The sequence below is a fragment of the Eikenella sp. HMSC061C02 genome (assembly GCF_001809035.1).
Taxonomy (GTDB): Bacteria; Pseudomonadota; Gammaproteobacteria; order Burkholderiales; family Neisseriaceae; genus Eikenella; species Eikenella corrodens.
The window spans coordinates 45,782-70,360 of sequence record NZ_KV795541.1; the positions used below are offsets into that span (position 1 = coordinate 45,782).

General features: G+C 56.7%; 25 protein-coding genes and 2 tRNA genes. 14 read left to right on the forward strand and 13 right to left on the reverse strand.

All coding sequences use genetic code 11. From position 1 onward, the window contains the following. Positions 1-71: 71 nt before the first annotated feature. A complete protein-coding gene (locus tag HMPREF2541_RS04665) occupies positions 72-1,148 on the reverse strand; it encodes an Ldh family oxidoreductase (protein WP_049258008.1) in 1,077 nt (358 codons plus the stop codon). 363 nt (positions 1,149-1,511) lie between these two features. On the opposite strand from HMPREF2541_RS04665, the gene HMPREF2541_RS04670 reads away from it, so the two are divergent. The 9 genes from HMPREF2541_RS04670 (at position 1,512) to HMPREF2541_RS04710 (ending at position 9,753) form a co-directional block, all read left to right on the forward strand. Continuing rightward, a complete protein-coding gene (locus HMPREF2541_RS04670; protein ID WP_023887557.1) occupies positions 1,512-2,987 on the forward strand; it encodes an aldehyde dehydrogenase family protein in 1,476 nt (491 codons plus the stop codon). A 291-nt stretch (positions 2,988-3,278) separates the two neighbouring features. Beyond that, positions 3,279-3,701 (forward strand): hypothetical protein, encoded by a 423-nt coding sequence (locus HMPREF2541_RS04675; protein ID WP_049248911.1) that lies wholly within the window; start codon positions 3,279-3,281, stop codon positions 3,699-3,701. Further along, a complete protein-coding gene (locus HMPREF2541_RS04680; protein WP_049248910.1) occupies positions 3,694-4,920 on the forward strand; it encodes a beta-ketoacyl-ACP synthase in 1,227 nt (408 codons plus the stop codon). Before HMPREF2541_RS04675 ends, HMPREF2541_RS04680 begins: the two co-directional genes overlap by 8 nt. Continuing rightward, positions 4,901-5,404 carry a hotdog family protein gene (locus HMPREF2541_RS04685; RefSeq protein ID WP_049258007.1) on the forward strand — a complete coding sequence of 168 codons (504 nt, stop codon included), beginning with the start codon at positions 4,901-4,903 and terminating at the stop codon, positions 5,402-5,404. Before HMPREF2541_RS04680 ends, HMPREF2541_RS04685 begins: the two co-directional genes overlap by 20 nt. A gap of 200 nt (positions 5,405-5,604) precedes the next feature. Beyond that, positions 5,605-6,261 (forward strand): leucine-rich repeat domain-containing protein, encoded by a 657-nt coding sequence (locus HMPREF2541_RS04690; RefSeq protein WP_049258006.1) that lies wholly within the window; start codon positions 5,605-5,607, stop codon positions 6,259-6,261. 462 nt (positions 6,262-6,723) lie between these two features. After that, entirely contained in the window at positions 6,724-7,383 is a 660-nt protein-coding gene (locus HMPREF2541_RS04695; protein ID WP_049258031.1) for an amino acid ABC transporter permease, read from the forward strand. Then, on the forward strand, positions 7,373-8,041 hold the full coding sequence (locus HMPREF2541_RS04700) for an amino acid ABC transporter permease (RefSeq protein ID WP_070541963.1): 669 nt from the start codon (positions 7,373-7,375) through the stop codon (positions 8,039-8,041). The genes HMPREF2541_RS04695 and HMPREF2541_RS04700 overlap by 11 nt, the downstream gene beginning before the upstream one ends. A gap of 1 nt (position 8,042) precedes the next feature. Further along, entirely contained in the window at positions 8,043-8,780 is a 738-nt protein-coding gene (locus HMPREF2541_RS04705) for an amino acid ABC transporter ATP-binding protein (protein WP_070541966.1), read from the forward strand. Between the two features lie 79 nt (positions 8,781-8,859). Then, positions 8,860-9,753 carry a cysteine ABC transporter substrate-binding protein gene (locus HMPREF2541_RS04710; RefSeq protein ID WP_049258004.1) on the forward strand — a complete coding sequence of 298 codons (894 nt, stop codon included), beginning with the start codon at positions 8,860-8,862 and terminating at the stop codon, positions 9,751-9,753. 157 nt (positions 9,754-9,910) lie between these two features. On the opposite strand, the gene HMPREF2541_RS04715 is transcribed toward HMPREF2541_RS04710, so the two are convergent. The 9 genes from HMPREF2541_RS04715 to dnaA form a co-directional block, all read right to left on the reverse strand. Next, positions 9,911-10,483, reverse strand: coding sequence for a 50S ribosomal protein L25/general stress protein Ctc (locus HMPREF2541_RS04715; RefSeq protein WP_070541968.1), 573 nt, complete (start codon positions 10,481-10,483; stop codon positions 9,911-9,913). A gap of 64 nt (positions 10,484-10,547) precedes the next feature. Then, positions 10,548-11,531, reverse strand: coding sequence for a ribose-phosphate pyrophosphokinase (locus HMPREF2541_RS04720; RefSeq protein ID WP_088383512.1), 984 nt, complete (start codon positions 11,529-11,531; stop codon positions 10,548-10,550). A gap of 392 nt (positions 11,532-11,923) precedes the next feature. After that, a tRNA-Gln gene (locus HMPREF2541_RS04725) sits at positions 11,924-12,000 on the reverse strand. Between the two features lie 19 nt (positions 12,001-12,019). After that, positions 12,020-12,096 (reverse strand) — tRNA-Gln (locus HMPREF2541_RS04730). 68 nt (positions 12,097-12,164) lie between these two features. Further along, entirely contained in the window at positions 12,165-13,043 is an 879-nt protein-coding gene (gene ispE, locus HMPREF2541_RS04735) for a 4-(cytidine 5'-diphospho)-2-C-methyl-D-erythritol kinase (RefSeq protein ID WP_003824622.1), read from the reverse strand. After that, positions 13,040-13,633: an outer membrane lipoprotein LolB gene (locus HMPREF2541_RS04740; protein ID WP_049258003.1), complete on the reverse strand. Its 594-nt coding sequence runs from the start codon at positions 13,631-13,633 to the stop codon at positions 13,040-13,042. Before HMPREF2541_RS04740 ends, ispE begins: the two co-directional genes overlap by 4 nt. 126 nt (positions 13,634-13,759) lie before the next feature. Continuing rightward, positions 13,760-15,574 carry a tetratricopeptide repeat protein gene (locus HMPREF2541_RS11900; protein WP_070541971.1) on the reverse strand — a complete coding sequence of 605 codons (1,815 nt, stop codon included), beginning with the start codon at positions 15,572-15,574 and terminating at the stop codon, positions 13,760-13,762. 164 nt (positions 15,575-15,738) lie between these two features. Continuing rightward, positions 15,739-16,842 carry a DNA polymerase III subunit beta gene (gene dnaN, locus HMPREF2541_RS04750; RefSeq protein ID WP_023887570.1) on the reverse strand — a complete coding sequence of 368 codons (1,104 nt, stop codon included), beginning with the start codon at positions 16,840-16,842 and terminating at the stop codon, positions 15,739-15,741. Positions 16,843-16,857: 15 nt separating this feature from the next. Next, entirely contained in the window at positions 16,858-18,390 is a 1,533-nt protein-coding gene (gene dnaA / locus HMPREF2541_RS04755; protein ID WP_003824629.1) for a chromosomal replication initiator protein DnaA, read from the reverse strand. Between the two features lie 218 nt (positions 18,391-18,608). Between dnaA and rpmH the strand changes: the two genes are divergently transcribed. The 5 genes from rpmH (at position 18,609) to ppk2 (ending at position 22,288) form a co-directional block, all read left to right on the forward strand. Then, positions 18,609-18,743 carry a 50S ribosomal protein L34 gene (gene rpmH / locus HMPREF2541_RS04760; protein WP_003824630.1) on the forward strand — a complete coding sequence of 45 codons (135 nt, stop codon included), beginning with the start codon at positions 18,609-18,611 and terminating at the stop codon, positions 18,741-18,743. Between the two features lie 2 nt (positions 18,744-18,745). Next, positions 18,746-19,087 carry a ribonuclease P protein component gene (gene rnpA / locus HMPREF2541_RS04765; RefSeq protein WP_070541974.1) on the forward strand — a complete coding sequence of 114 codons (342 nt, stop codon included), beginning with the start codon at positions 18,746-18,748 and terminating at the stop codon, positions 19,085-19,087. Beyond that, the gene (gene yidD / locus HMPREF2541_RS04770; RefSeq protein WP_003824632.1) at positions 19,081-19,293 is read left to right on the forward strand and encodes a membrane protein insertion efficiency factor YidD; all 213 of its coding nucleotides are present in this window, start codon (positions 19,081-19,083) and stop codon (positions 19,291-19,293) included. The genes rnpA and yidD overlap by 7 nt, the downstream gene beginning before the upstream one ends. Positions 19,294-19,394: 101 nt before the next feature. After that, positions 19,395-21,026, forward strand: coding sequence for a membrane protein insertase YidC (yidC, locus tag HMPREF2541_RS04775; RefSeq protein ID WP_003824634.1), 1,632 nt, complete (start codon positions 19,395-19,397; stop codon positions 21,024-21,026). 335 nt (positions 21,027-21,361) lie between these two features. Beyond that, on the forward strand, positions 21,362-22,288 hold the full coding sequence (gene ppk2, locus HMPREF2541_RS04780; RefSeq protein ID WP_049258000.1) for a polyphosphate kinase 2: 927 nt from the start codon (positions 21,362-21,364) through the stop codon (positions 22,286-22,288). A gap of 64 nt (positions 22,289-22,352) precedes the next feature. Here the strand turns inward: ppk2 and HMPREF2541_RS04785 are convergent, their stop codons facing one another. The 3 genes from HMPREF2541_RS04785 to HMPREF2541_RS04795 form a co-directional block, all read right to left on the reverse strand. Then, positions 22,353-22,646, reverse strand: a complete 294-nt coding sequence (locus HMPREF2541_RS04785; protein WP_070541977.1) for an H-NS histone family protein — start codon at positions 22,644-22,646, stop codon at positions 22,353-22,355. Between the two features lie 134 nt (positions 22,647-22,780). Next, positions 22,781-23,095: a Grx4 family monothiol glutaredoxin gene (grxD, locus tag HMPREF2541_RS04790; protein WP_070541980.1), complete on the reverse strand. Its 315-nt coding sequence runs from the start codon at positions 23,093-23,095 to the stop codon at positions 22,781-22,783. A gap of 129 nt (positions 23,096-23,224) precedes the next feature. After that, positions 23,225-24,487, reverse strand: a complete 1,263-nt coding sequence (locus HMPREF2541_RS04795) for an RsmB/NOP family class I SAM-dependent RNA methyltransferase (RefSeq protein WP_070541983.1) — start codon at positions 24,485-24,487, stop codon at positions 23,225-23,227. Between the last annotated feature and the right edge of the window lie 92 nt (positions 24,488-24,579).

Genomic DNA, 24,579 nt, shown 5'->3' on the forward strand with positions numbered 1-24,579 from the left:
CGCCTTGTCCTGATTTAAATTTAATCCACTATACATTTTCAGGTAGCCTTTATTACGGCCGTATTCAAGCCCTACCACTCAAACGGCAGACCGAGTTCCTCGGCCAAGCGACGCATTTCGTCCAGCGTTTTGGGCAGGATGGGGATGCCGCTTTGTTTGCGTTCGCGGCAGCATTCGGCTTCTTTTTCGCCGTGGATGTAAATCCGCTCTTGGCCGGCGGCTTTCGCCGATTCTCGCAGCTCTTGCAGGTAGGCGCTGAAATGGCTGCGGATGGCTTGGGCATCACCGAAGATTTCCGGATTGAAGGCGGCAAAATAGTGGCAAATGCCGGCATGGCCGTTTTTCATGGTGTGGTTGGAGGTGGTGCCTTGCGACAGGCAGGCGGAGAAGAATTCCACCAACACGGCATAACCGTAGCCTTTGTGGCTGCCAAACAGTTCGCTGCTGCCGCCCAAGGGATACATGCCGCCGCCCAAGCCTTGGCGCACGCATTCCACGATAATCTGCGGGTCGGTTTCGTCTACGCCCTGGCTGTTAATCGCCCATCCCAGCGGGGCGGTTAAGCCTTTTTTGAGGTATACCTCGGGTTTGCCGAAGGCAACCACGGAAGTGGCGGCATCGAGGCTGAAATCGGTCGGGCTGGCGGGAATGGCCACGGCGATGGGGTTGGTGCCCATCATCGGGGTGCGGCCGTAGGTGGGCACCACGATGGGGAAGGAGTTGGTCATGGAGATGCCCACCAGGCCTTGGCTGGCGGCCATGCTGCTGTAGTAGGCGGCGATGCCGTAGTGGTTGGAATTGCGCACCGACACCATGCCGATGCCGCTTTGTTTGGCCTTGTCGATGGCAATCTGCATGGCGTAGCGGGCAACGAGCTGCCCCATCGCGGCATGGCCGTCCACCACGGCCGACACGGGCGTTTCAAAAACGGTTTCCGGCCGGGCGCCGATGCGCACGAAGCCGCCGTTGATGTGCTGGCGGTACATTTCCAGCCGCTGCGAGCCGTGCGTGTCCACGCCACAGAGGTCGGCAGCCATCAGCACATCGGTAATCTGCGCCGCTTCTTCCGGCATGAAGCCGTATGCCTTGAAGGCAGCTTCGGTAAACGCGCGTAGGGCTGCGGCATCAATTTTTTTAATCGTTTGCATTGCTTATCCTCCTCCGCTTCTGCGGCAACAAAAAACCGGTTCCGGCCTGATGTGTTTTGCCCGTCCGCGGCTGTGGCGGCAGGCTGATTATTCATTGTTATATTGTCATTTTCATCCTAAACAGCAGAGTGTGCAAGCCCTATGGAAATAGCGGCGCTGCGAAGCCGCCTGCGCGGTATGTTAACTGCGTTGAAGCTTCGTTTTCAGGTAGCCTTTAATCTGTAAACAAGCCCGGTTTGGTAATACGCATCCTTGAAAGAGTTGGCAAAAAAGAATATGCTGCACCCACAGCATCAATCGAATGCTGTTTATGTTATTGGGAGTGGGCCGCCAGCCCCGCACAATTTTAGGAGAACCAACGAAATGGCTAAAAATCTGAACGTTTTCGACCGCGAATACGGTCTGCTCATCAACGGCGAGTGGACAAAGCCCGGCAATCTGCTGGAATCGCACAACCCCGCCAACGGCGAGCTCTTGGCTAAATTCACCGACGCCACCGACGCCGACGTGGATGCCGCTGTGGCCGCTGCACAGGCTGCATTTAAAACCTGGCGCAAAACCACCGCTGCCGAGCGCGCCGCCCTTCTGAATAAAATTGCCGATGTGATTGATGAAAATGCCGAACTCTTCGCCCTGCAGGAAACGCTCGACAACGGCAAACCCATCCGCGAAACCCGTGCTGCCGACATTCCGTTGGCCTCCGACCACTTCCGCTATTTCGCCAGCGTGATTCGCGGCGAAGAAGGCAGCGCCAACCAACTGGACGAAGAAGATCTCTCCCTCGTATTGCGCGAGCCCATTGGCGTGGTTGGCCAAATCATTCCGTGGAACTTCCCCTTCCTCATGGCCGCTTGGAAAATTGCTCCTGCGCTGGCCGCTGGCTGCACCATCGTTATCCACCCCTCTTCCAGCACCTCTCTGAGCCTGCTCTCCTTTGCCCAAAAAGTGAACCACCTGCTGCCCAAAGGCGTGCTCAACGTGATTACCGGTAAAGGCAGCAAATCCGGCGAATACATGCTACACCACAAAGGCTTCAACAAGCTTGCCTTCACCGGCTCTACCGAAGTGGGTCGCCGCGTGGGCATCGCTGCTGCCGAGCTGCTGATTCCTTCCACTCTGGAATTGGGCGGCAAATCTGCCAATATCTTCTTCGACGACATGCCTTTCGACAAAGCCTTGGAAGGCGCACAAAAAGGTATTTTGTTCAACCAAGGCCAAGTATGCTGTGCCGGTTCGCGCATTTTCGTGCAGGAAGGCATCTACGACAAATTCGTAGCCGCCCTGTCTGAAGAATTCAAGAAAGTGAAAGTCGGCCTGCCTTGGGAAGACGACACCCAGATGGGCGCACAAGTGAACGCCGGTCAGCTCAACACCATTCTGAAGTATGTGCAAATCGGCGAACAAGAAGGCTGCCGCATCATTACCGGCGGTAAAAAAGTGGAAGGCGCATTGGGCAAAGGCGAATTTGTTGAGCCCACCCTGATTGCTGCCGACAGCAACAACAGCCGCATCGCCCAAGAAGAAATCTTCGGCCCGGTGGCTACCGTGATTAAATTCAAAACCGAAGAAGAAGTTATCCAGCTGGCCAACGACAGCGAATACGGCCTCGGCGGCGGCGTGTGGACGCGCGACATCAACCGCGCCCTGCGCGTATCCCGCGCCCTGGAAACCGGCCGCGTGTGGGTGAACTGCTACAACCGCCTGCCTGCCGGTGCCCCCTTCGGCGGCTACAAAACTTCCGGCATCGGCCGCGAAACCCACAAAATGATGCTCGAAGCCTACACCCAGGTGAAAAACATTTATATTTCCACCCGCGAAGAGCGCGAAGGCATGTATTAATTACTTTGCCTGATTGCAATGCACAAGCTGCCGGTATCCCGGCAGCTTTTTTGCGTGATCGATGGGCGTTGCCATGCTGATAGGCTATCTGTGTGTTTTAAAGTTTTCAGGTAGCCTTTGCTCCTCATGCTTCCCGTTTAAAGGCTACCTGAAACGCCATAAATCGAGTATTTGTAGCGAATGCAGCTAGTTAGATGCAAGGCGGTAAGCTGTAGGCAGACTGCAGCCGCCACTCCCGCCCTGCTTCGTCTATAATCCCATCCCGTTCCCATTCCGCAAAGGCTGCCTGAAATGACCTTCCCCAAGCCCCTTATCCCCATCGTTGCCGCGCTGCTGCTTGCCGCCTGTGGTGCCACTTTCGCGCCGCAGGATTTGCCGCATTTGGCGGCGGGTGAGAGCCGCCGTTTCAAGCTGGAGCGGCTGGATGAAACCGGTGCGGCGGAGCAGGTGTCGCTGCTGGTGGTGCAGGGCGAGGCGGGCGGGCAGTCGCGCTGGATTCAAACCGATGCGTTCGGTGCGCCGCTGGCGCGTTTGCTGGCCACGCCAGGCGGCTGGCGGCGCGACGGCTTCGTGCCGCCGAACCATGCCGCGCAGGCGGTGTTCACGGCGATGTTCCCGCTGTTGGAAAACGGTTTTTCAGACGGCCGGCCGCGCGAGTTGGAGGGCGGCGGGGCGAAATGGCGGCTGACGCCTTTGGGAGAGAGTGATGAATAAGGCACGGGCATACCTCGGCCGGCCGGGTTTGGTGTCGGCTTTGGGCAGCGGTTTGGCGGAGCATTTGGGTGGCCTGTTGAGGCCGTCTGAAAACAGCCCGCTCACGTTTTCCAGCGAATGGGTGAAGGGCAAAAACCGTGCTTTCGGCGCGGTAAACCGCCCGCTGCGCCCGTTTCCCAACCATCTGTCCGCCGAACACTGCAGCCGCAACAATCAATTGCTGTGGGACGCTTTGGCGCAAATCGAGCCGCAGATTCAGGCAACCCTCAGCCGCTACGGCGCAGACAGAATCGGCGTGGTAATCGGTACATCGGTGGGCGGTGCGGACGAAAATATCCTGCTGTTCCAACACGTTGCAAACGGCGGCGGCTGGGCGGACATTCCGTTCAAACAGCAGGCGCAACTGCTTTCCTCGCCCGCCGATTTTGCCGCGGCGGCGTACGGCCTGCGGGGCGCGTGTTACGGCGTGTCCACCGCCTGCACGTCCGGCGCGCGGGCGCTCATCAGCGCGGCGCGGCTGCTGCGGCTGGGCGTGTGCGACGCGGTGTTGTGCGGCGGCGTGGACACGCTCTCGCCGCTCACCATCAACGGTTTCGCCTCGCTGGAAGTGCTGTCCGACGGCATTGCCAACCCGTTTTCGCGCAACCGCAACGGCATCAACATCGGCGAAGCCGCCGCCGTATTCGTGATGACCCGCGAAGACGACGGCGACGCCCTGCCGCTTTTGGGCTACGGCGCGAGCAGCGACGCGCACCATATGTCTTCCCCCCGCCCCGACGGCCTCGGCGCGGCGCAGGCTTTTCAGGTAGCCTTAAACCACGCGGGCTTGCCGCCCGAAAGCATCGGCTGGATCAACCTGCACGGCACCGGCACGCTGCTCAACGACGGTATGGAAAGCCGCGCCGTGGCCGAAGTGTTCGGCAGCCAAACCGCCACCACCTCCACCAAACCGCTCACCGGCCACACCCTCGGCGCAGCCGGCGCGCTCGAAGCAGCCTTCGTATGGGGCATTGCCAGCCGCCGCGACAACCCCGAAGGCAGCCTGCCGCCCCAACTGTGGGACGGCCAAGCCGACCCCGAACTGCCCTCAATCGCGCTCACCGTTTCAGGCAGCCGGTGGCCGCAAGGTCGGCGCATCGGCGCGAGTTCGTCGTTTGCCTTCGGCGGCAACAACAGCGTCCTCATCATTGGAGAAGAACATGCCCCAATGCCCGATTAAACAACCCGCCGCCCTCCTGCCGCACAGCGGCCGCATGGTGCTGCTGGATGAAGTTTTATCCTACGACGACAACAACCTGCACGCCGTCTGCACCATCCGGCCCGACTGCATCCTGCTCCCCGACGGCGCAAACGCCCTGCCCGGCTGGCTCGGCATGGAAATCATGGCGCAAGGCGTGGGCGCATGGGCGGGCGCGCACGCGCTGGACGCCGGCCGCCCCGTGCAGCTCGGCTTCCTGCTCGGCACCCGCAAGCTCACCTTCGGGCTACCTGAAATCCCCGTCGGCATCGTGCTCGATGTGCAAATCAACCTGTCCTGGCAAGACAACGCCACCAATATGGGCGTGTTCGACTGCACCCTCACCTGCCGCACCCCGCCCTCCGACCGCGAAGACCCCTCTCCCGGCACGCTGCTCCTCTCCGGCGCACTCAACGTATTCAGCCCCACCAACCGCGAGGCTTTGGACACGATTTTAGGCAGATAAGTTTCAGGCAGCCTTGAGGCCGTCTGAAAGGCTACCTGAAAACATGGTTTGCTACGAAGCTGCAACATGAATGAAGCAAAGCGGGTTGAAGCCCGCCATTGGCACAGCCGCATCCCGTTTTCAGACGGCCTCAAACCTCTCCCAGGCTACCTGAACCCACGCTTGCCAACATGCCTACTCCCCCGCATCAGAACACATCCATGGAAACGTATTTCTACAATAAAAACATCAACCTCATCGAAGTCCAGCCCGCATTTATCCGCACCGCCATGCGGCAGGCCAAGCGTTACCGTTGCGGCATTCGGATTTTGAGCCGGCCGACGGTTGCCATCAATCCGACACCCGCGCCGAAACACGCCGTGGTGGATTTTGCCGATTTGGCCGCCTATCCCGAACTGCCGCATCTCCAAATCGAACACGATCTTGAATCGCCAGAATTCATCAATACGGATGCCCTATACCGCTTCGAGCAATTGGAAACCCTGGTTATCGGACAGCCAATCGACATCGACCTCTCCCAACTGCCAGCGCTCAAAGATTTAAGGATGGACTACAACAAAAAAATCCGAAATATCGGGCAATGTACCCGCTTGGAGCGTTTATACCTATGGTCTTACAAAGGCAAAGACTTAACTGAATTCCAAAACCTGGCGCGGCTGAAAGATTTATTGCTGGTGCGCCCCTCCGTGTGTACATTAAACGGCATCGAAAACCTCACCGCCTTGGAAACAATCGACATCAGCTATGCCCGCAGCCTGAACGACATATCTGCCCTGCATCGGCTGCAAGCAAAACACCAAGTCAAAAATATTGGGCTGCCGGAAAAGTTTCATGACGAGGGGTTTTGGCAGAAATAGAAATTAAAAAACAGCGACATAGTAGTTCGGATGATTAGTTTTCAGATAGCCTTAAGCATTTAAAAGGCTACCTGAAAACGGGAACAGGAAGTCAGTGAGGCAATGACAACTAACGGTGCGTATGCGCAGTGGGTTGGCATTGCCTCATTGATATTTTGTATTTGTTGGCGCCCACTTTTAGCAACAGTGTTTAGCGGGTTTTCAGGTAGCCTTTCATCATTAATTCTTCATTTTTTGTCTTGTCACATACAAGCTGGCACTGCCTTTTGACAGTGTGGGAAATCGGCTTCCTTCGGAAGCCTTATATTCTTCTCTTCGAGAGCTAAGAAAAGCAAGGTGGTTGCGCTTTCAGGTAGCCTCTTTTGCCTTATGCCTTTTCCCTCTAAGCATATTGCCAATGCTTCTTTCTCAAGCTGCGCGGCGGTTTCTATAATGGCCGCCTGTTTTCAATTTTGCCTGATTATGAACTGGTCTTATTTTTGGCGGGTGGCGCCGAAGTTTGCCGATGCCGCGCTGATTACGTTGAAGCTGTCGGCCTACAGCATTGCGCTGTCGCTCCTGCTGGGGCTGGCGGTGGCGGTGGTGACGGCCTATCGCGTGCGGCCGCTGTATTGGCCGGCTCGGGCGTATATCGAGCTTTCGCGCAATACGCCTTTGCTGATCCAGCTGTTTTTCCTGTATTACGGCCTGCCGAAGGTGGGCATTAAGTGGGACGGCTTTACCTGCGGCATCCTGGCGCTGGTGTTTTTGGGCGCGAGCTATATGTCGGAGGCGCTGCGGGCGGGTTTGCTTTCGGTGCCCAAGGGGCAAGTGGAGGCGGCTAAGGCGATTGGTTTGTCGCGCTGGCAGGTGTTCCGTTTTGTGGTACTGCCGCAGGCTTGGGCGGTGTCGGTGCCGGCGGTTGGGGCGAATGTGCTGTTTTTGATTAAGGAAACTTCGGTGGTGAGCGCGGTGGCGGTGGCGGAATTGATGTTTGTTACCAAAGACATCATCGGTATGGACTATAAAACCAATGAAGCGCTGCTGCTGTTGTTTATCAGCTACCTGATTATTCTGCTGCCGGTGTCGCTGCTGGCACGTTGGGCGGAAAGAAGGCTGCGGGAGGCGAAATATGGTGCTTGAATGGCTGTTTGCCGGCCAGAATGCGGTGCGTTTGGCGCAGGGCTTGTGGCTCACGGCGAAGATTTCCTTGATTTCGGTGGCGCTTTCCTGCGTGTTGGGCACGCTGTTCGGGCTGCTGATGCGGGTGCGCCATCCGCTGGTGCGCTTTGTGTGCGCGCTATATTTGGAAATGGTGCGGATTGTGCCGATTCTGGTGTGGCTGTTTGTGTTGTATTTCGGGCTTTCGGCTTGGACCGACATCCATTTGAGCGGCGTGTGGGTGTGCATTTGGGTGTTTGTGGTTTGGGGCACCGGCGAGATGGGCGATTTGGTGCGCGGCGCGCTGGAATCGATTGAAAAGCATCAGGTGGAATCAGCCAAGGCGCTGGGGCTGAACCGGCGGCAGGTGTTTTGGTATATCGAGCTGCCGCAGAGTGTGCAGCGGGCGCTGCCGGGGGCGATTAACTTATTCACGCGTATGGTGAAAACCAGCTCGCTGGCCGCCTTGATCGGCGTGGTGGAAGTGATGAAGGTGGGGCAGCAGATTATCGAGAATTCGCTGCTCACCATGCCGAACGCTTCGTTTTGGGTGTACGGCCTGATTTTCATACTTTATTTCTTGTGCTGCTGGCCGCTGTCGCTGCTGGCGGGCTATTTGGAAAAGAAATGGGAGAGCTGATATGGCTTTGCTGAATGTGCGCCACCTGCGCAAGGGCTACGGCGATACCGTGGTGCTGCAGGATTTGGATTTGAGCCTGGAGAAGGGCGAGGTGGTGGTGATTTTGGGCCCGTCGGGCAGCGGCAAAAGCTCCCTGCTGCGCTGTATCAACGGCTTGGAGCCGCACCAGGGCGGCAGCATCGAAATGGAAGGTGTGGGCGAATTCGGCAAAGACGTGCCGTGGGAAACCGCCCGCCAGAAAGTGGGCATGGTGTTTCAGAGCTATGAATTGTTTGCCCACATGAATGTGATCGACAACATCCTGCTCGGCCCGCTGAAGGCGCAAGGGCGCCGCCGCGAAGAAGTGGAGGCACAGGCCGACAAGTTGCTGGCCCGTGTGGGCTTGCTCAACCGCAAAACCGCCTTCCCGCGCGAGCTTTCCGGCGGGCAGAAACAGCGCATCGCCATCGTGCGCGCACTGTGTATGAACCCGGAAGTGATCCTGCTGGATGAAATCACCGCCGCGCTCGACCCGGAAATGGTGCGCGAGGTGTTGGATGTGGTGCTGGAGCTGGCGCGCGAAGGCATGAGCATGCTCATCGTTACCCACGAAATGGAATTCGCCGCCAAGGTGGCCGACCGGATTATCTTTATGGATCAAGGCCACATCATCGAAGAGAGCACGTCCGACAAATTCTTCACCAAACCGGAAAGCGGCCGCGCCCAGCAGTTCCTCAGCGGCATGGACTATTCGATTTAACCCGTTTTAAAACCACTGCCGTATTTTCAGGTAGCCTGTACGGCGGTTTCACCCTACCTCTAACAGAAAAGGAAACATCATGCAGTTACACCAATCTTTCAAAACCCTATTGGCCACCGTTGTGCTCGGCTTCGGCCTGGCCGCCTGTGGTGGTGGCGGCTCGCAGGGCAGCAGCGACCAACCTGCTTCCGGCAGCAACGCAGCCAACGCCTCCGCCGCTTCCGGCGCCGCCAGCGATGACGCACTGGCCAAAATCAAAGAGCGCGGCGTAATCCGCATCGGCGTGTTCGGCGACAAGCCCCCCTTCGGCTATGTGGACGCCAACGGCAAAAGCCAAGGCTTTGATGTGGAAATCGCCAAATATCTGGCCAATGACCTACTCGGCAGCCCCGACAAAGTGGAATTCGTGCTCACCGAAGCCGCCAACCGCGTGGAATACGTGCGCTCCGGCAAAGTGGATTTAATCCTCGCCAACTTCACCCAAACGCCCGAACGCGCCGAAGTGGTGGATTTCGCCAGCCCCTATATGAACGTGGCCTTGGGCGTGGTTTCCCCCAAAGGCGCGCCGATCACCGACCTTTCCCAACTGGAAGGCAAAACCCTGCTGGTGAACAAAGGCACCACCGCCGATGCCTACTTCACCAAAAATCATCCCAACATCAACCTGTTGAAATTCGACCAAAACACCGAAACCTTCGACGCGCTGAAAGACGGCCGCGGCGTGGCATTGGCGCACGACAACGCGCTGCTGTGGGCATGGGCCAAAGAAAACCCCAACTTTGAAGTGGTCATCGGCAACATCGGCCCGGCCGAGCACATCGCCCCCGCCGTGCGCAAAGGCGACCAATCTCTGCTCAACTGGGTGAACCAAGAAATCGCCGCCATCAAACAAGACGGCCGCCTGCACGCCGCCTACGAAAAAACCCTGCGCCCGGTATATGGCGACAAAGAAGCGGAAATCCTGACCAAATAAAACGGTTCGGCAATCCGGTTGAAGTAAAGGCTACCTGAAAGCAAAGCACCGCAGAGTTTCTGTGAAGCTGGAGTTTCAGGTAGCCTTTACGCAGCCATAAATACTGGCCAAACAAAACCCCGCTTTGCAGCGGGGTTTGTCATCAAAGCCGTTCGGCTTATTTGCCTGCGGCGGTTACAGTGGCTACGGCCAAGTTGGCGCCACGGCGCAGGGAGGTGCTTTCCACGCCTTCCGGATATTGGATGTCGGACAGGTGCAATACGTCGCCGGCCACAACTTTTTCGCAATCCAAAACCAGTTCAGACGGGATGTGTTTCGGATCCAGCAGCACTTCCACGCTGGTGCTCAGCAGAGCCACGCGGCTGTTTTGCAGCTTAACAGCCTGAGATTTCTCGGCATTAACCACGTGCAGCGGCAGGCGGATTTTGATCGGTTTGCCGGCTTCTACGATTTGGAAGTCGATATGGCGCACTTCGCGGCGAACAGGGTGCATCTGGAAGTCGCGCACAATCACGTCGTGCTCTTTGCCTTTCAGCGCCAGTTTGATGATGGCGGTGTGGAACTCTTCTTTCTGCAGGGCGAAGAATACGGTTTTGTGGTCAACGGAAACAGCAGTGGCGTCAGAGCCGGCGCCGTAAACTACGGCAGGCACACGGCCTTCGCGGCGCAGGCGGCGGCTCGCACCAGTACCTTGCTCTTCGCGCACTTGGGCTTCAATTTTGAAAGACATGGTAAAACTCCATTTAAGTTAAAAAAACCGTCTGCCGGGCTGCGACCAACCCTGACGGCGGGGATTACGGGAGGAACAATGCTCCCGGGGATGCCACATCCTCGTTGAAGAGGTATGAGACAGATTCTTCGTTGCTGATGCGGCGCATGGTTTCAGCCAGTAAACCGGCAATCGTAACTTGGCGGATACGGTCGCAGTTGCGGGCGGCATCAGACAGGGCGATGGTGTCGGTGATCACCACTTGGTCGATATCAGACGATGCAATGCGGTTCACGGCTTCGCCGGAGAACACGGGGTGGGTGGCATAGGCCAATACGCGTTCCGCACCGCGCTCTTTCAGAGCAGAAGCGGCTTTGCACAGGGTGTTGGCGGTGTCAATCATGTCGTCCACAATCAGACAAGTACGGCCTTGGACATCGCCGATGATGTTCATCACTTCGGCCACGTTGGCTTTGGGGCGGCGTTTGTCGATAATCGCCAAGTCGGTGTTCAGCACCTTGGCCACGGCACGAGCACGCACCACACCGCCGATGTCGGGGCTGACTACAGTGAGGTTTTCGATGCGCTGTTGAAGGATATCGTGCACCAAAATCGGGGTGGCATAGATGTTGTCCACCGGAATATCGAAAAAGCCTTGGATTTGGTCGGCATGCAAATCCACGGTCAGCACGCGGTCAATGCCGGCGGTGGCGAGCATATTGGCCACCAGCTTGGCGGAAATCGGCACGCGCACGGAACGCGGGCGGCGGTCTTGGCGGGCATAGCCGAAATAGGGGATAGCTGCGGTAATGCGGCCGGCGGAAGCGCGTTTAAGCGCGTCGGCCACAGTAAGCAATTCCATCAGGTTATCATTGGTGGGGGCGCAGGTGGACTGCAAAATAAACACGTCGCGGCCGCGCACGTTTTCCAAGAGCTCCACGGCGATTTCGCCGTCGGAAAATTTGCCTACGGAGGCGCGCCCCAAGGAAATGCCAAGGTGTTTGACCACGTTCTCAGCCAAGCCGACACTGGCGTTGCCGGCGAATACCATTAAACTTTCATATGCCATTTCTTCATTACCTGTGTTGTTTGCGGTCTCGCCGCCGACTGTGGGAAACATTGCCGCTCCCTTGCATTTGGGTTTGACTGGCTTGCAAACGGCAGATTATACGCCGAGCGCGGGCAAAACCAAAGTGCTGTTTGTGTGGAATATCCACCAATTTTGTCGGCTTGATATTAGGGTTAGGCAACAAATACCTGTGTTTGGTTTGCCCCAGCTCCTAATCGAGCAATCAAAATTGAATAAACGCGTTTCTATAGCAAGAAAATTCCCGTCGCTCTAGTTTCCATGCTGATTTTGTTTTGGCGAAACTCGCTATGCTCGTTTTCAGGTAGCCTGTTGCTGCACAATGAATGCGGCAACAAAAATAAAAGCATGTATAGGTACATGCTTTTGTAAGGTGGCTGGGGATGTAGGATTCGAACCTACGCATGCCGGAATCAAAATCCGGTGCCTTAACCAGCTTGGCGAATCCCCAATTATATTGTTTACGAATCTGGCTGGGGATGTAGGATTCGAACCTACGTATGTCGGATTCAGAATCCGATGCCTTAACCAACTTGGCGAATCCCCAGTATAAACCTGCTGTTGCGGCAGGCGATTCAGGAAAGGAGAGAATTATGCGTTTTTTTCGGCACGTTGTCAAGCGTGCCTGATATTTTTGTTATTTCCCAAGATGGCTTGCAAGGGATGCCGATCCAAACCGGGTACGCACCAGGCAGCCAGATTTTCAGGTAGTCTGCTATAGATATACTCGGCTTCACCTTGTGTGGTGCAAGCGATAAACAGGCAGGCGCCGGAGCCGGTCAGCTGTGGCGTGCCGTAATCTTGCAACAGGCGGAAGGCGGCGGCTACGGGCGGATATTCAGCCAGCACCACGGCCTGCATATCGTTGCGGAAAGGTTGCAGTTGCGTGAAACTGGGTTGCGCGCAGGGCGGGCTGTTGCGGGTGAGATTAGGGTGGGTGAAGATTTTCGGCGTGGCCACATGCGCATCGGGGCGCACCACCACATACCACTGTTCCGGCACGGCCAGCGGGCTCAGGATTTCGCCGATGCCTTGCACAAAAGCGCTTTGGCCGAACAGGAAAAACGGCACATCCGCACCCAGCTTCAGGCCGAGTGCCCGCAGCGTTTCGGGCGGCACGGCGGTGTGCCACAAATGGTTGAGGGCAAACAGCACGGTAGCGGCATCCGAGCTGCCGCCGCCCAGCCCACCGCCGCTGGGGATATGTTTGTCCAGCCAGATTTCCACGCCGTTGGGGCTACCTGAAAACTGTTGCAGCAGGCGGGCGGCGCGGTGGCTCAAATCTTGTTCGGGCGGAATACCGCCGGCGGGATTGTGCAGGATGATTTGCCCGTCTTCGCGTGGCAGCAGCCACACCGTATCGCACAAATCAATCAGGCAGAAAATGCTTTCGAGCAGGTGGTAGCCGTCGGCACGACGGCCGATGATGCGCAGGTCGAGATTGAGCTTGGCCGGGGCGGGGAAGGCTCGGGCGGCGGGGTGCGGCTGCATCATACGGCCTGTCCGGCATGATCCGCGCAGCTGCCGGGGTGCTGTTCTGGCTGGCCGAAGCGGTCGAACACTAGGCGCAGGCTCAGGCCGGTGCGTTCCAGCAGCAGCATGCGCACTTGGCCGTCTTCGCCCAAATTGCGTTGGATTTTCCAGCCCATTTGCTGCAAACGGCCGTCGGGCAGCACGCTGTAGGGCTCGCCGGGCACGCGCAGGCCGTTGGCCCAGCGGTCGATATAGACCACGGGCAGGTCGTAACCGAGCAGCTGGCGGCTTAGTTCGGTGGTGGTGGCGGCGCGGTAAACCTGGCCGTCGGACGCCACCGCCTGCACTCCGCCGCTGTCTTGGCACAATCGGCCCACACTGTTGCCCAGCGGGGTTTTCACTTCAAACAGCTGCACGGCGGCAGTGCGCAGCCAATCGAAATTGGCATAGCTGCCGCGTTCGTTTTCCTTCACGCCCATGCGGCCGGAGGCTTCAAACTCGGGAGTGGCAGCATCGTCGCGCCAGCTTTCGGCAGACATTTGCGTGCCAAGGCTGGTGCAGGCGGCGAGCAGGAGGGCGGCGGAGATTGGGAGGAGGCAGTGTCGGATCATGGGCTTTCACGGAGTGAGTGGGTAGTGGTGGGCAGGATTGGCGGCAGCACAACATGGAATATCTATTTCAATACACGCCAAAGGCTACCTGAAAACGGGAGAACCTGTTTTCAGGTAGCCTTTGGTTTATTGGCTGCTGTTGCTTTCGCTACCGGCTTTTCCACCGGAGGACGGGAGGGTTACGTTGAGGCGTTGCAGGGTTTCCTGCAATATGGGTTTGTCGCCGCCTTTGCGCTGGGCGGCTTGCCAGATAACGATGGCTTCGTTTTTGCGGCCGAGTGTCCACAGCACTTCGCCGAGGTGGGCGGCTATATCGGCTTCGGGCAGTTTGGCGTGGGCGCGCTGCAAATACGGTAGGGCGGCTTGAGGTTGGCCTTGTTTGAACAACACCCAGCCCATGCTGTCTTGAATTTCAGGCGAATTGGGGCGGCGTTGCAGGGCTTGTTCAATATAGCGGCGTGCCTGGGCCAGGTCGGGGTTGGGCAGGGAAAGCATGGTGTAGCCGAGGGAATTGAGGATGTCGGGGTTTTTGGGCACGAGTTCTTGTGCCTGTTTGAGGTCGGCTACGGCTTTCTCGGGCTGTTGCAGGCGGTCGGCATACAGGATGGCGCGCTGCTCGAGGATGATGGCGATCATGGCGGGCGGGGCTGAATTGTCGCTGTAGCGGCGATAGAGGCTACGGATGCTGTTGAGGGCTTCGGCAGGCGGCTGCTCGCGGGCGATGCGCAGGTGGGCAACGAGGAGGTCGTCGGCATTGAAGATGGCATTGCTGCGGCCGGCCGATACGATGGATTCGGCACGCAGCAGGGCATCTTCGGCCGCCGGCCAGTTTTTCTCGGTCTCGGCAATGCGCGCTTCTAGGATGTGTTTGTCGAACTGGGCTTCGGGGGCGCTGGCGCGGTTGAGCCAGTTGCGGCTTTCGGCTATGTTGTTGTCTTCAATCAGGCGCATGGCGGCGAGCAGGGAGGCGCGACTTTTCTGCTGTTGGGTGCCGTGCAGGTAGGCTTTATCGAAGTAGTTTACGGTGGTGGCCACGGGCTCTTTGCGGCGCACGGAGAGGATGCCGGCTTGGATGTAGAGGTCGGCATCTGGGGTTTTGGCCAGCATATTTTGCAGTAGGCGGTAGGCTTCTTCTTCGCGTTTGGCGGCGATGAGGGTTTCTACTTGCAGGTTTTGCCACATGGGGGAAAGGTGGCGGCTATCGGCATGGCGGAAGAAGTATTCGAGCACTTCGGGTTGGCGCTGGGCAATCAGGCGCAGGGTGATGCTGGTGATGGGGCGGATGTCGCTGTCGAGGCGGGAGAGGCGGCGCAGGGCGGCGTTGGCATCAGCCGTGCGGTTGGCGTGGGCGGAATAAATGGCATCAGTAATGGCGGCTTCGGCCAGGCCGGGGAAGCGGCCGGCGGCTTGGTGCACGAGGCGGGCGGTTTGCACATCGGCAGCTTCAGGGTGGTAGAGGGCGAGCTGGGACATGCGCAGGAAGACGGTGCGCATACGCTGGCGGTCGGTTTGGGCGAGGATTTCGGGCAGGCCGGCACGCACCGTGGCGATATCGCCTTTGGCCGTAGCCACAACCCAGCGCATACGTTTTTGCTCGATGGAAGGTTTGGGCTCAACTGCCTGCCAGTGTTCAAGCACTTGCTCGGCCAGGCGGACATCGGTGGCCAGGGCGATGTCTACGGCGCGCTCGGCCACGGCCGGGTCGTTGGTGCGACGGAACAGGCGCATATAGGCAGCGAGGGCGTCACTGCCTTTGCCTTGCTGGAGGGCAATCTCGGAGGAGAAGGCCGTCATCAGATTGTTGGCGCGATCGATGATTTGGCGGTGGGTAAGCGGGATTTGCGAACCGGGTTTGCGCGGTGCAGGCGCGGCTTGGGCCGCCAACGGCAGCAGTAGGGTGGCGAGAGCGAGGGCGCGGATACGGGAATGCCGTGAAGACATGGTGGTTCCTTAGAATTAGACGTGCGGCGGCAAAAGGCTACCTGAAACTGTAAAGGACAAAGTTTATAGCGCAAGTATGCTTGTCTGCCACATATTTTTCAGGCTACCTGAAAACTTTTACTTTGTCATTTTCAGGTAGCCTGTTGGCGTATGGCGATACAGCCTTAGATGCGCATCGGCATCACGATGTATTTGAAATCGGCGTTGTCGGGAATGGTAAACAGGGTGGAGCGGTTGGCATCGCCGAAGGCCAGTTGGATGTCTTCGGCGTGTACGTTGCGCAATACGTCCATCAGATAATTGATGTTGAAGCCAACTTCCAGCTCGGCGCCCTGATAGGCGATTTCCAGCTCTTCACGCGCTTCTTCCTGCTCGCTGTTGCTACACAACACGCTCAGCAGGCCGGGGCGCAGCTGGAGGCGCACGCCGCGGAATTTTTCGTTGGCCAAAATGGCAGCGCGTTCCAGTGCACCCAAGAACGGCTGGCGGCCGAGCAGGAAGATTTTGTCGTTATCCTGTGGAATCACGCGGTTGAAATCGGGGAATTTGCCGTCCACTACTTTGCTCACCACCACGGTGTCGTTGCAGCGGAAGCGCACTTGATTGTTCAAGAGCTCCACGGTAACGGGTTCTTCCGGGCGGTTGAGCAGTTTGAACAGCTCGAGCACGGTTTTACGCGGCAGGATCACTTCGGCTTTGGGCAAGTCGGCATCAATCACGGCGGCGGAGTAGGCCAGGCGGTGACCGTCCGTGGCCACCAAGCGCAGATTGCTGCCTTCCACCTGCATCAGCAAGCCGTTGAGATAGTAGCGAATATCTTGCACGGCCATGGCGTATTGCACCTGCGAGAGCATATTGCGGAAGGTTTCTTGCGGCAGGGTGAAGGCAGAAACCACTTCTTCGCCGATGCTCATCAGCGGGAAATCTTCGGCCGGCAGGGTTTGCAGGGCGAAGCGGGATTTGCCGGCCTTGAGGGTGAGGCGGTTTTGCGCCCAATCCAGCGCCACAATTGCGCCTTCAGGCAGGGCGCGCAGGATGTCTTGCAGTTTTTTGGCATTGGTGGTGATGCGGAAGTCTTCGGCATCGGTGTGCGGGCCATGGGTGTGGATTTGGATTTCCAAGTCGGTGGCCAAGATATTGGTTTGCCCGCCGGTGCGCTCAATCAGCACGTTGGAGAGAATCGGCAAGGTGTGCTTGCGCTCCACAATACCGGTAACGGCTTGCAGCGGTTTGAGCAGGGTATCGCGCTCGGCTTCTAAAATCAACATACAGATTCCTTAGGTTTAATTTTTGATTATAATCAATAGCTTTTCGTAATCTTGGGCAATCTCGGCATCTTCCTGCCGCAATTCATCGGCCTTTTTCACGGAATTGAGCACCGTGCTGTGGTCGCGCCCACCGAAGGCTTTGCCGATGTCTTCGTAGCTGTGGGTGGTCAGCTCACGGGCAAGTTTGATGGCCAGATGACGTGGGCGGACGATGCTTTGCGCGCGTTTTTTGCCAATAAGGTCGGCAGTGCGGATGCCGTAATATTTGGCCACCGCATCCATAATCAACGGCAGGTTAATCGGTTTGAAGTTGCCGGCCACAATATCTTGCAGGGCTTCGGTGGCCAGCTCCACATCAATCGGTTTGTGTTCGAAGCGGCTGCGCGCTTCCACCCGTTTAAACGCGCCTTCCAGCTCGCGCACGTTGGAACGGATGTGGGTGGCGATGAAAAAGGCGGCTTCTTCTTTTAATTCCACACCCACGGAATCGGCTTTTTTCTGCAAAATCTCCACCCGCATTTCCAATTCCGGCGGCTCCAACTCCAGCGTCAAACCCCATGAAAAACGGGATTTCAGGCGGTCGTCCATGTCATCGATTTTGGTGGGCAGCACGTCGCAGGTAAGGATAATCTGTTTTTTATGGTGGTGGCAATGGTTATACAGGTGGAAAAACTCTTCCATGCTGCGGTCTTTGCCTTTGATGAACTGGATGTCGTCGATAATGAGGAAATCGTAGGGCTTGTATTGCTGGCGGAAGGCGTCGTGGGCGTGGTTGCGGAAGGCCTGAATCATACCGCGCACAAAGTCTTCGGCATGCATATAGTAAACCTTGGCTTCGGGTTTGAGGCGCAACAACTCATTGCCCACGGCCTGCGCTAGATGGGTTTTGCCCAGGCCGGTGCTGCCGTATAAAAAGAAGGGGTTGTAGTTTTTGCCCGGGTTTTCGGCAATAGAACGGGCAGCGGCCACAGCCAAGCGGTTGCCTTTGCCTTCTACCAAGGTGTCGAAAGTGTATTCCGGCGACAAATTGGTTTGCGCATAGCGCTGCTGCTGGCGTTCTTCGCGTTTAGCGGTAGATTTGGCTTGGGCAGGTTTGGCTGCCGGTTTGGCCGGAGTGGATTGCCCGCTTGGTTCGGCTTGTGGATTGATGCCCAAACTTTCCAAACGGGATTGCACGATTTCTAAGGCACTGCGTTTGTCGACATGTTGCGTGGCAGCTGGTTTGCCGGTTTGTTCAACTGGTGCAGCAGCTTTGGCGGTACGCACCGGTGCCGGCTTGTCAGCTGGTGCATAGTGTTTGCCTTTGCCTTGTTCGAACCGCAGTGTCGGAGTGTTTTCAGGTAGCCTTTCTGCCAGCAATTTGCTGATTTCGGTAGCATAGCGGGTGCGCAACATGTTCAACACAAAGCGGCTAGGCGCATACACCACCCATTCTCCGCTCGCACCTTCGCCCACGCTCAAAGGCTCAATCCAGCTTTGATACTGTTTGGCAGGTAGAGTGTGGCGCAAATGATGCAGGCATTGTGGCCAGAATTGGTCGAGCGTCATGGTGGCGGTTCTGAAAGAAATACAGGGGGGAATCGGCGAAGGGTGCGTGGTGCACCGCCGTATCCGAGCAGGTGCGAACGGTTGATTATACCCAAAATTCAGGAGGCGAACCAAGGCGGGAGGAAAAGCGGCATGCAGCACGAATAGTTTGACAATTTCAGCAAAATCAGGTGTAATACGCCGCTTTCTGATTTTAGATTATTTCCACGGGAAACATCATGAAACGCACTTATCAACCCTCCGTTATCCGCCGCAAACGCACCCATGGCTTCTTGGTTCGCTCCAAAACACGCGGCGGCCGTGCCGTGTTGGCTGCTCGTCGCGCCAAAGGCCGTAAACGTTTGGCCGTATAACAGTGGATCACTGTTTCGGCAAACCATACCGCTTACTGAAAACGGATGATTTCTCATCCGTTTTTGCTTTACGCCGGCTGAAATCGCGGCCGGATATCCAACTGTGGCACAAGCCAAACGGGCTGGGGCATCCCCGGCTAGGTTTGGTGGTGGCCAAGAAAACCGCCCGCTGTGCCAACCGCCGCAACTATATGAAACGCACGCTGCGCGAATGGTTCCGCCTTAATCGGCACCGTTTGGACAGCAGCGATTTGGTGGTTCGCGTGCGCCGCCCGTTTGGTAAGGCTGGACGGCAGCAGGTGTTGGCGCAGTTGGAACAGATTGTGCCGAAAAAACTATGCTAGCCAAAATCCTGCTGGGGCTGATCCGGTTTTACCAATACGCAATCAGCCCGATGCTGCCGCCGCGCTGCCGTTATCAGCCCACCTGTTCGCAATACGCCATCGAGGCGGTGCGCAAGTACGGGGCGCTTAAAGGCGGCTGGCTTGCAGCCAAGCGCATCGGCCGTTGCCATCCGTGGGGCGGCAGCGGCTACGACCCTGTGCCTTAAGTCTGCCTGCTGCATCTATGCAGCATGGCGGCAGAATTTTCAGGTAGCCTGCATTGGAATGCAGACTGCCGTTTTCTCCTGTTTTCAAACGGAACCCGATTATGGAATCCAACAACGAATTGAAGCGGACGGCGGTTTTCGCCATTATCGCCATCCTGACCCTGATGGTTTGGAATTATTTCAACCCCCAGCCGCAGCAGCCTGAGCAGGCCGCTGTGCAGACGGAACAGCAAGCTGCCGCCCCCGTTGCTGGGAGCGATTTGCCGCCCACCAAACCGATTACCGTAAGCACCGATACGCTCAAAGCCGTGATCGACGAAAACAGTGGCGATTTGCGCGGGTTGGATTTGCTCAAACATAACTCTGCCGGCGATGCCAGCAAAACCTTCACTTTGCTCTCCGACAACAACGAGCACAAATATTTGGTGCAATCGCTGTTGATCGACCAAAAAGGCAACTACCTGCTACAAGACAGCAGCTTCAAAGCCCCGCAAAACAGCTACACCCTCAACGGCGATACACTGGAAGTACGACTGAGCGCGCCGGAAACCAACGGCGTTCAGGTGGACAAAGTGTACACCTTCCGCAAAGGTAGCTACCTCATCGATGTACGCTTCGACATCGCCAACCATACTGATGCTCCGTTGAAGCTGGATGGCGTGTACCGAGTATTGCGCGACAGCAGCACGCCCGAGGGCAGCGGCTATTTCAACCAAACCTACGTTGGTCCAGTGGCCTATACGCCCGATGGCAACTTCCAAAAAGTGCCGTTTAAAGACTTGGACGACGATTTCGAGAGCAAACGTGATCGCGCCGACTACCAGCGCACTGCTACCAGCGGCTGGGTTGGCTTCACTCAACACTACTTCACCACCGTGTGGGTGTTACAGCCCAAAGATGGCAACAGCATCTGCCAAAACGGCAACTGCCTGCTCGATATCAAACGCCGCAGCGACAACCTTTACTCCGCCGGCGTGCGCGTACCGCTGCCCGCGATTGCTGCTGGCCAGAAACTGAGCGTGCCTGCCGAATTGTATGCCGGCCCGCAGGAATACGCCGTGATCAGCAAAGTGGCTGACCGCTTGGAGCTGGTGAAAGACTATGGCCGTACCCATGTGGTGGCCGCGCCGCTGTTCGGCCTGCTCAATTGGCTGCACAGTCTCATCGGCAACTGGGGCTGGTCCATCGTTTTGCTGACCATCATCGTCAAAACCCTGCTGCTGCCGCTTACTAACGCCTCTTACCGCTCCATGGCCAAAATGCGTGCCGTTGCGCCTAAGCTGGAAATGCTGAAAAAACAGCACGGCGATGATCGTATGGCGCTACAACAGGCCATGATGAAGATGTATAAAGACGAGAAAATCAACCCACTGGGCGGCTGTCTGCCCATGCTGTTGCAGTTCCCCGTATTTATCGGCTTGTATTGGGTGCTGCTCGCCTCGGTTGAGCTGCGCCAGGCTTCGTGGGGCTGGGTGGCTGACTTGGCCCGGCCCGACCCGCTCTACATCCTGCCGATTTTGATGGCGCTGACAATGTATATCCAAACCAAACTCAGCCCGCCGCCGAGTGACCCGATGCAGGCTAAAATGATGAAAATCATGCCGCTGGCCTTCTCTGTGATGTTCTTCTTCTTCCCTGCCGGCCTAGTACTTTACTATGTGGTGAACAACCTCTTGAGTATGGGACAGCAGTGGCTGATTAATCGGAAAATCAATGGTGCCGTCAAATCCTAAGATATAGCAAAAATGACAACAGCCCGAATCTGCAAGATTCGGGCTGTTTTGTTCTTGGAGGGGGTAGCTAAACACTTATTTTCTTATATCGTGCTAACTCTCCTTGCGTGAGAAAATAAACGCTTCAACCATATAGTCGTTCCAATAGAAATAATACAATGTTTACTCCCCTAACCATATAGTTTCCCACCACACTTTATGCCTGTTTGAAATAATTAGATTAGCATGAATGATAAAGGGAAAATTCACTTTTCAGGTAGCCTGCCCTAATGTAAAATAGCCTTAATAGTTAAAAGGATAAATTTGATTTTCTAACACGCCATAAGGGGCACACCATGACTGATCATCAACTCAAACCATTTGAAGAAATTGATCTGGCGGAGCGCAAAGACCGCCTGCAAGTATTTGAAGAACAAGTGCTGCAATACAGTGGTAACCGCAGTAGTGAAGATTCATCCGTTGCACCGCTGCCCGAAAGCTATCCTTACCGCACCCGCATCAGCCGCAATGTGTACGAAAAAGAAAAGAAAAAGCTGCAAATTGAGCTGCTCAAAGTACAAAGCTGGGTGAAAGAGAGCGGCAGCCGCATTGCCGCCATATTTGAAGGCCGCGATGCCGCCGGTAAAGGCGGTACCATCAAACGCTATATGGAACACCTCAATCCACGCGGCGCCCGCGTGGTGGCCTTGGAGAAGCCCAGCGACCGCGAGCGCGGCCAATGGTATTTCCAGCGCTACATCAACCATCTGCCTACTGCCGGCGAAATGGTGTTTTTCGACCGCTCTTGGTACAACCGTGCCGGCGTAGAACGCGTAATGGGCTTTTGCGAACCGCACGAATACTTGCAATTCATGCGCCAAGCGCCCGAATTGGAGCGTATGTTGGTAAACAGCGGTATGCACCTGTTTAAATTTTGGTTTTCCGTATCACGCGAAGAACAGCTGCGCCGCTTTATCTCCCGCCGCGACGACCCTTTGAAACACTGGAAACTCTCGCCCGTGGACATCGAGTCGCTTGACCGTTGGGACGCCTATACCGAAGCCAAGAACACCATGTTCTTCCACACCCACACTGGGGATGCGCCGTGGACCATCATCAAGTCCGACGACAAAAAACGCGCCCGCCTCAACTGTATCCGCTTCTTCCTGCACTCCCTCGACTATCCCGACCGCGATCTCAAAGCCATCGGCCCGGTTGACCCATTGATTGTGCAAGTGCCCAACGCACAATTTAAAGACACCATCAATATGAATGCGGATTAAGGCATAACATGAAAAAGGCTACCTGAAAACTTTCAGGTAGCCTTCTATATTGTATGGGCAACGGTTATACCAAGAATTTCTTGATGTCGATGCCTTTTTTTTGGGCCTCTACAATCCATTTCGGCCGTTTGCCCACGCCGCCCCACACTGCGCCGGTTTGCGGATTGCGGTATTGCGGGCGGCTTTGTTTTTCTTTCAGACCTGCTTCGATATCGGCAACGCTGATTTCAAAGTCTCGCATGATAGCCAGAATCTGATTGACTTTCTTCTTACGCTCGGAAGCCAAACGGCGTTGGATACGGTCTTCCAAGGATTTCTTCTGCTCCAAGAGTTGGTCTAAAGTTTCACGTGCTGCCATGATGTTTCCTTTGTGGAGGTTGTTAAAATTTATTTCTGGCCTGATTATAAGGGCATTTCGATTTATTACGCTACAAATAAATTGCCGGTTTGGCACGAATATGTGCCAAACCAGCTCAGTTTCTTTATTAAAAATCAGGCTTCGGTTTTCAGCAAATCTTGCAATTCGCCGGCTTCATACATTTCCATCAGAATATCGGATCCGCCCACAAATTCGCCGTTTACATACAGTTGCGGGATGGTGGGCCAGTTGGCGTATTCTTTGATGCCTTGGCGGATTTCTGGGTTTTCCAATACGTTTACCGTAACGAAATCATTGCAGCCGGCGGCTTGCAGGATTTGCACAGCGCGGGAAGAGAAACCGCATTGGGGGAATTGTTTGGTGCCTTTCATAAACAGCACGATGCGGTTGCTGTTTACGAATTGTTTGATTTCTTCTTGGATGCTCATGGTGTTTCCTTTTATGGATTAAATATGGATAAAAATTCGGGTGCAAAACGGCGGCCATTATAGCGGATTACATTTGCTTTCGATACCGGAAGCGGCAGCGAAATGGATGCGCTATAGCCGATTTGCCGACTATGCCGGGCGCGTCCACACGGCGGAGAAGAAGCCGTCTGTGCGGTGTTCTGCGGTGGAGAGTTGCAGATAGGGGCTACCTGAAAATAACTCCGGGCAGTCGGGCAGCAGTTCGGCGGCGTTTGTCAGCTGCCAATCGGGGTGGGCAGCGCTGAAGCGCTCGGCCTGCTGTTCGTTTTCAGTTGCGAGCACGCTACAGGTGGCATACACCAAACGGCCACCAGGGCGCACCAGGCGGGCGGCGGCTTCGAGGATGGCAGCCTGTTGTTTTTCCAATTCGGCGATGCGTTCGGGCGATTGGCGGTATTTCAAATCGGGGTTGCGACGCAGCGTGCCCAACCCGGAGCAAGGTGCGTCCACCAGTACGCGGTCGGCTTTGCCGATGAGGCGTTCGAGGCGCGGGTCGGTTTCGCTGCCGATGCGCTGCGGGCTAATGTTGGTGAGGCCGGCGCGCACCATGCGCGGCTTGAGTTTGGCCAGTCGTTTTTCGGCTACGTCGAAGGCGTAGAGGCGGCCGCTGTTGTTCATGGCGGCACCCAGGGCGAGGGTTTTGCCACCTGCGCCGGCGCAGAAATCGACGATAATTTCGCCGCGCCGCGCGCCAGTGAGGCGGGCGAGCAGCTGGCTGCCTTCGTCTTGCACTTCGATGGTGCCTTCCAAAAACAGCGGGTGGCGCATGAGGGCGGATTTGTCGTGCAGGCGGATGCCCCACGGCGAATAAGGCGTGGCTTCGCAGCGGGCGCCTTCATCTTGCAGCTGGGCGAGCACCTTGTCGCGTTTGGCTTGGAGGGTGTTCACGCGCAAATCGAGTGGGGCGGGGGCGGCGGTGCTGCGGCCGAAGGCGAGGATGTGTTCGTCGCTCCAGCCTTGGGCATGCAGCTGGGCGATGAGCCACTCGGGCAGTTCGGCGGCGGTGTTCAACTGCCCGACAAACTCGGTTTTTTTGGCTTTCAGGTAGCCTAGAAACTCGGTTTCTTCGGCATTGGCGCAATCGGCCAGGGCGGAAATGCTGATGCCGCGCCCCAATACCAGGGCGGCCAGCGCGGCGCGGCGGGATTGGCGCACGGGCTCGGGCAGCACGCTTTGGATTTTCTGCAAATGGCGCAGGGCGGCGAACACGGTTTCGGCGATTTCGTGCCGGTCTTGGCGGCCGAGCTTTTTATGGCTGCGGAAATAGGCGGAAACGAGGGCGTCGGCGGGCTGCTCGAAGCCGAGCACTTGGCCGAGCAGGGTGGAAGTGTGGAGGAGTTGGGCAGGGGTCATTTGGGCGTAGTGGTTTCAGGTAGCCTGGGAAGGGGGAAGGCTACCTGAAAATGGGCAGATATAGTGAATTAAATTTAAACCAGTACAGCGTT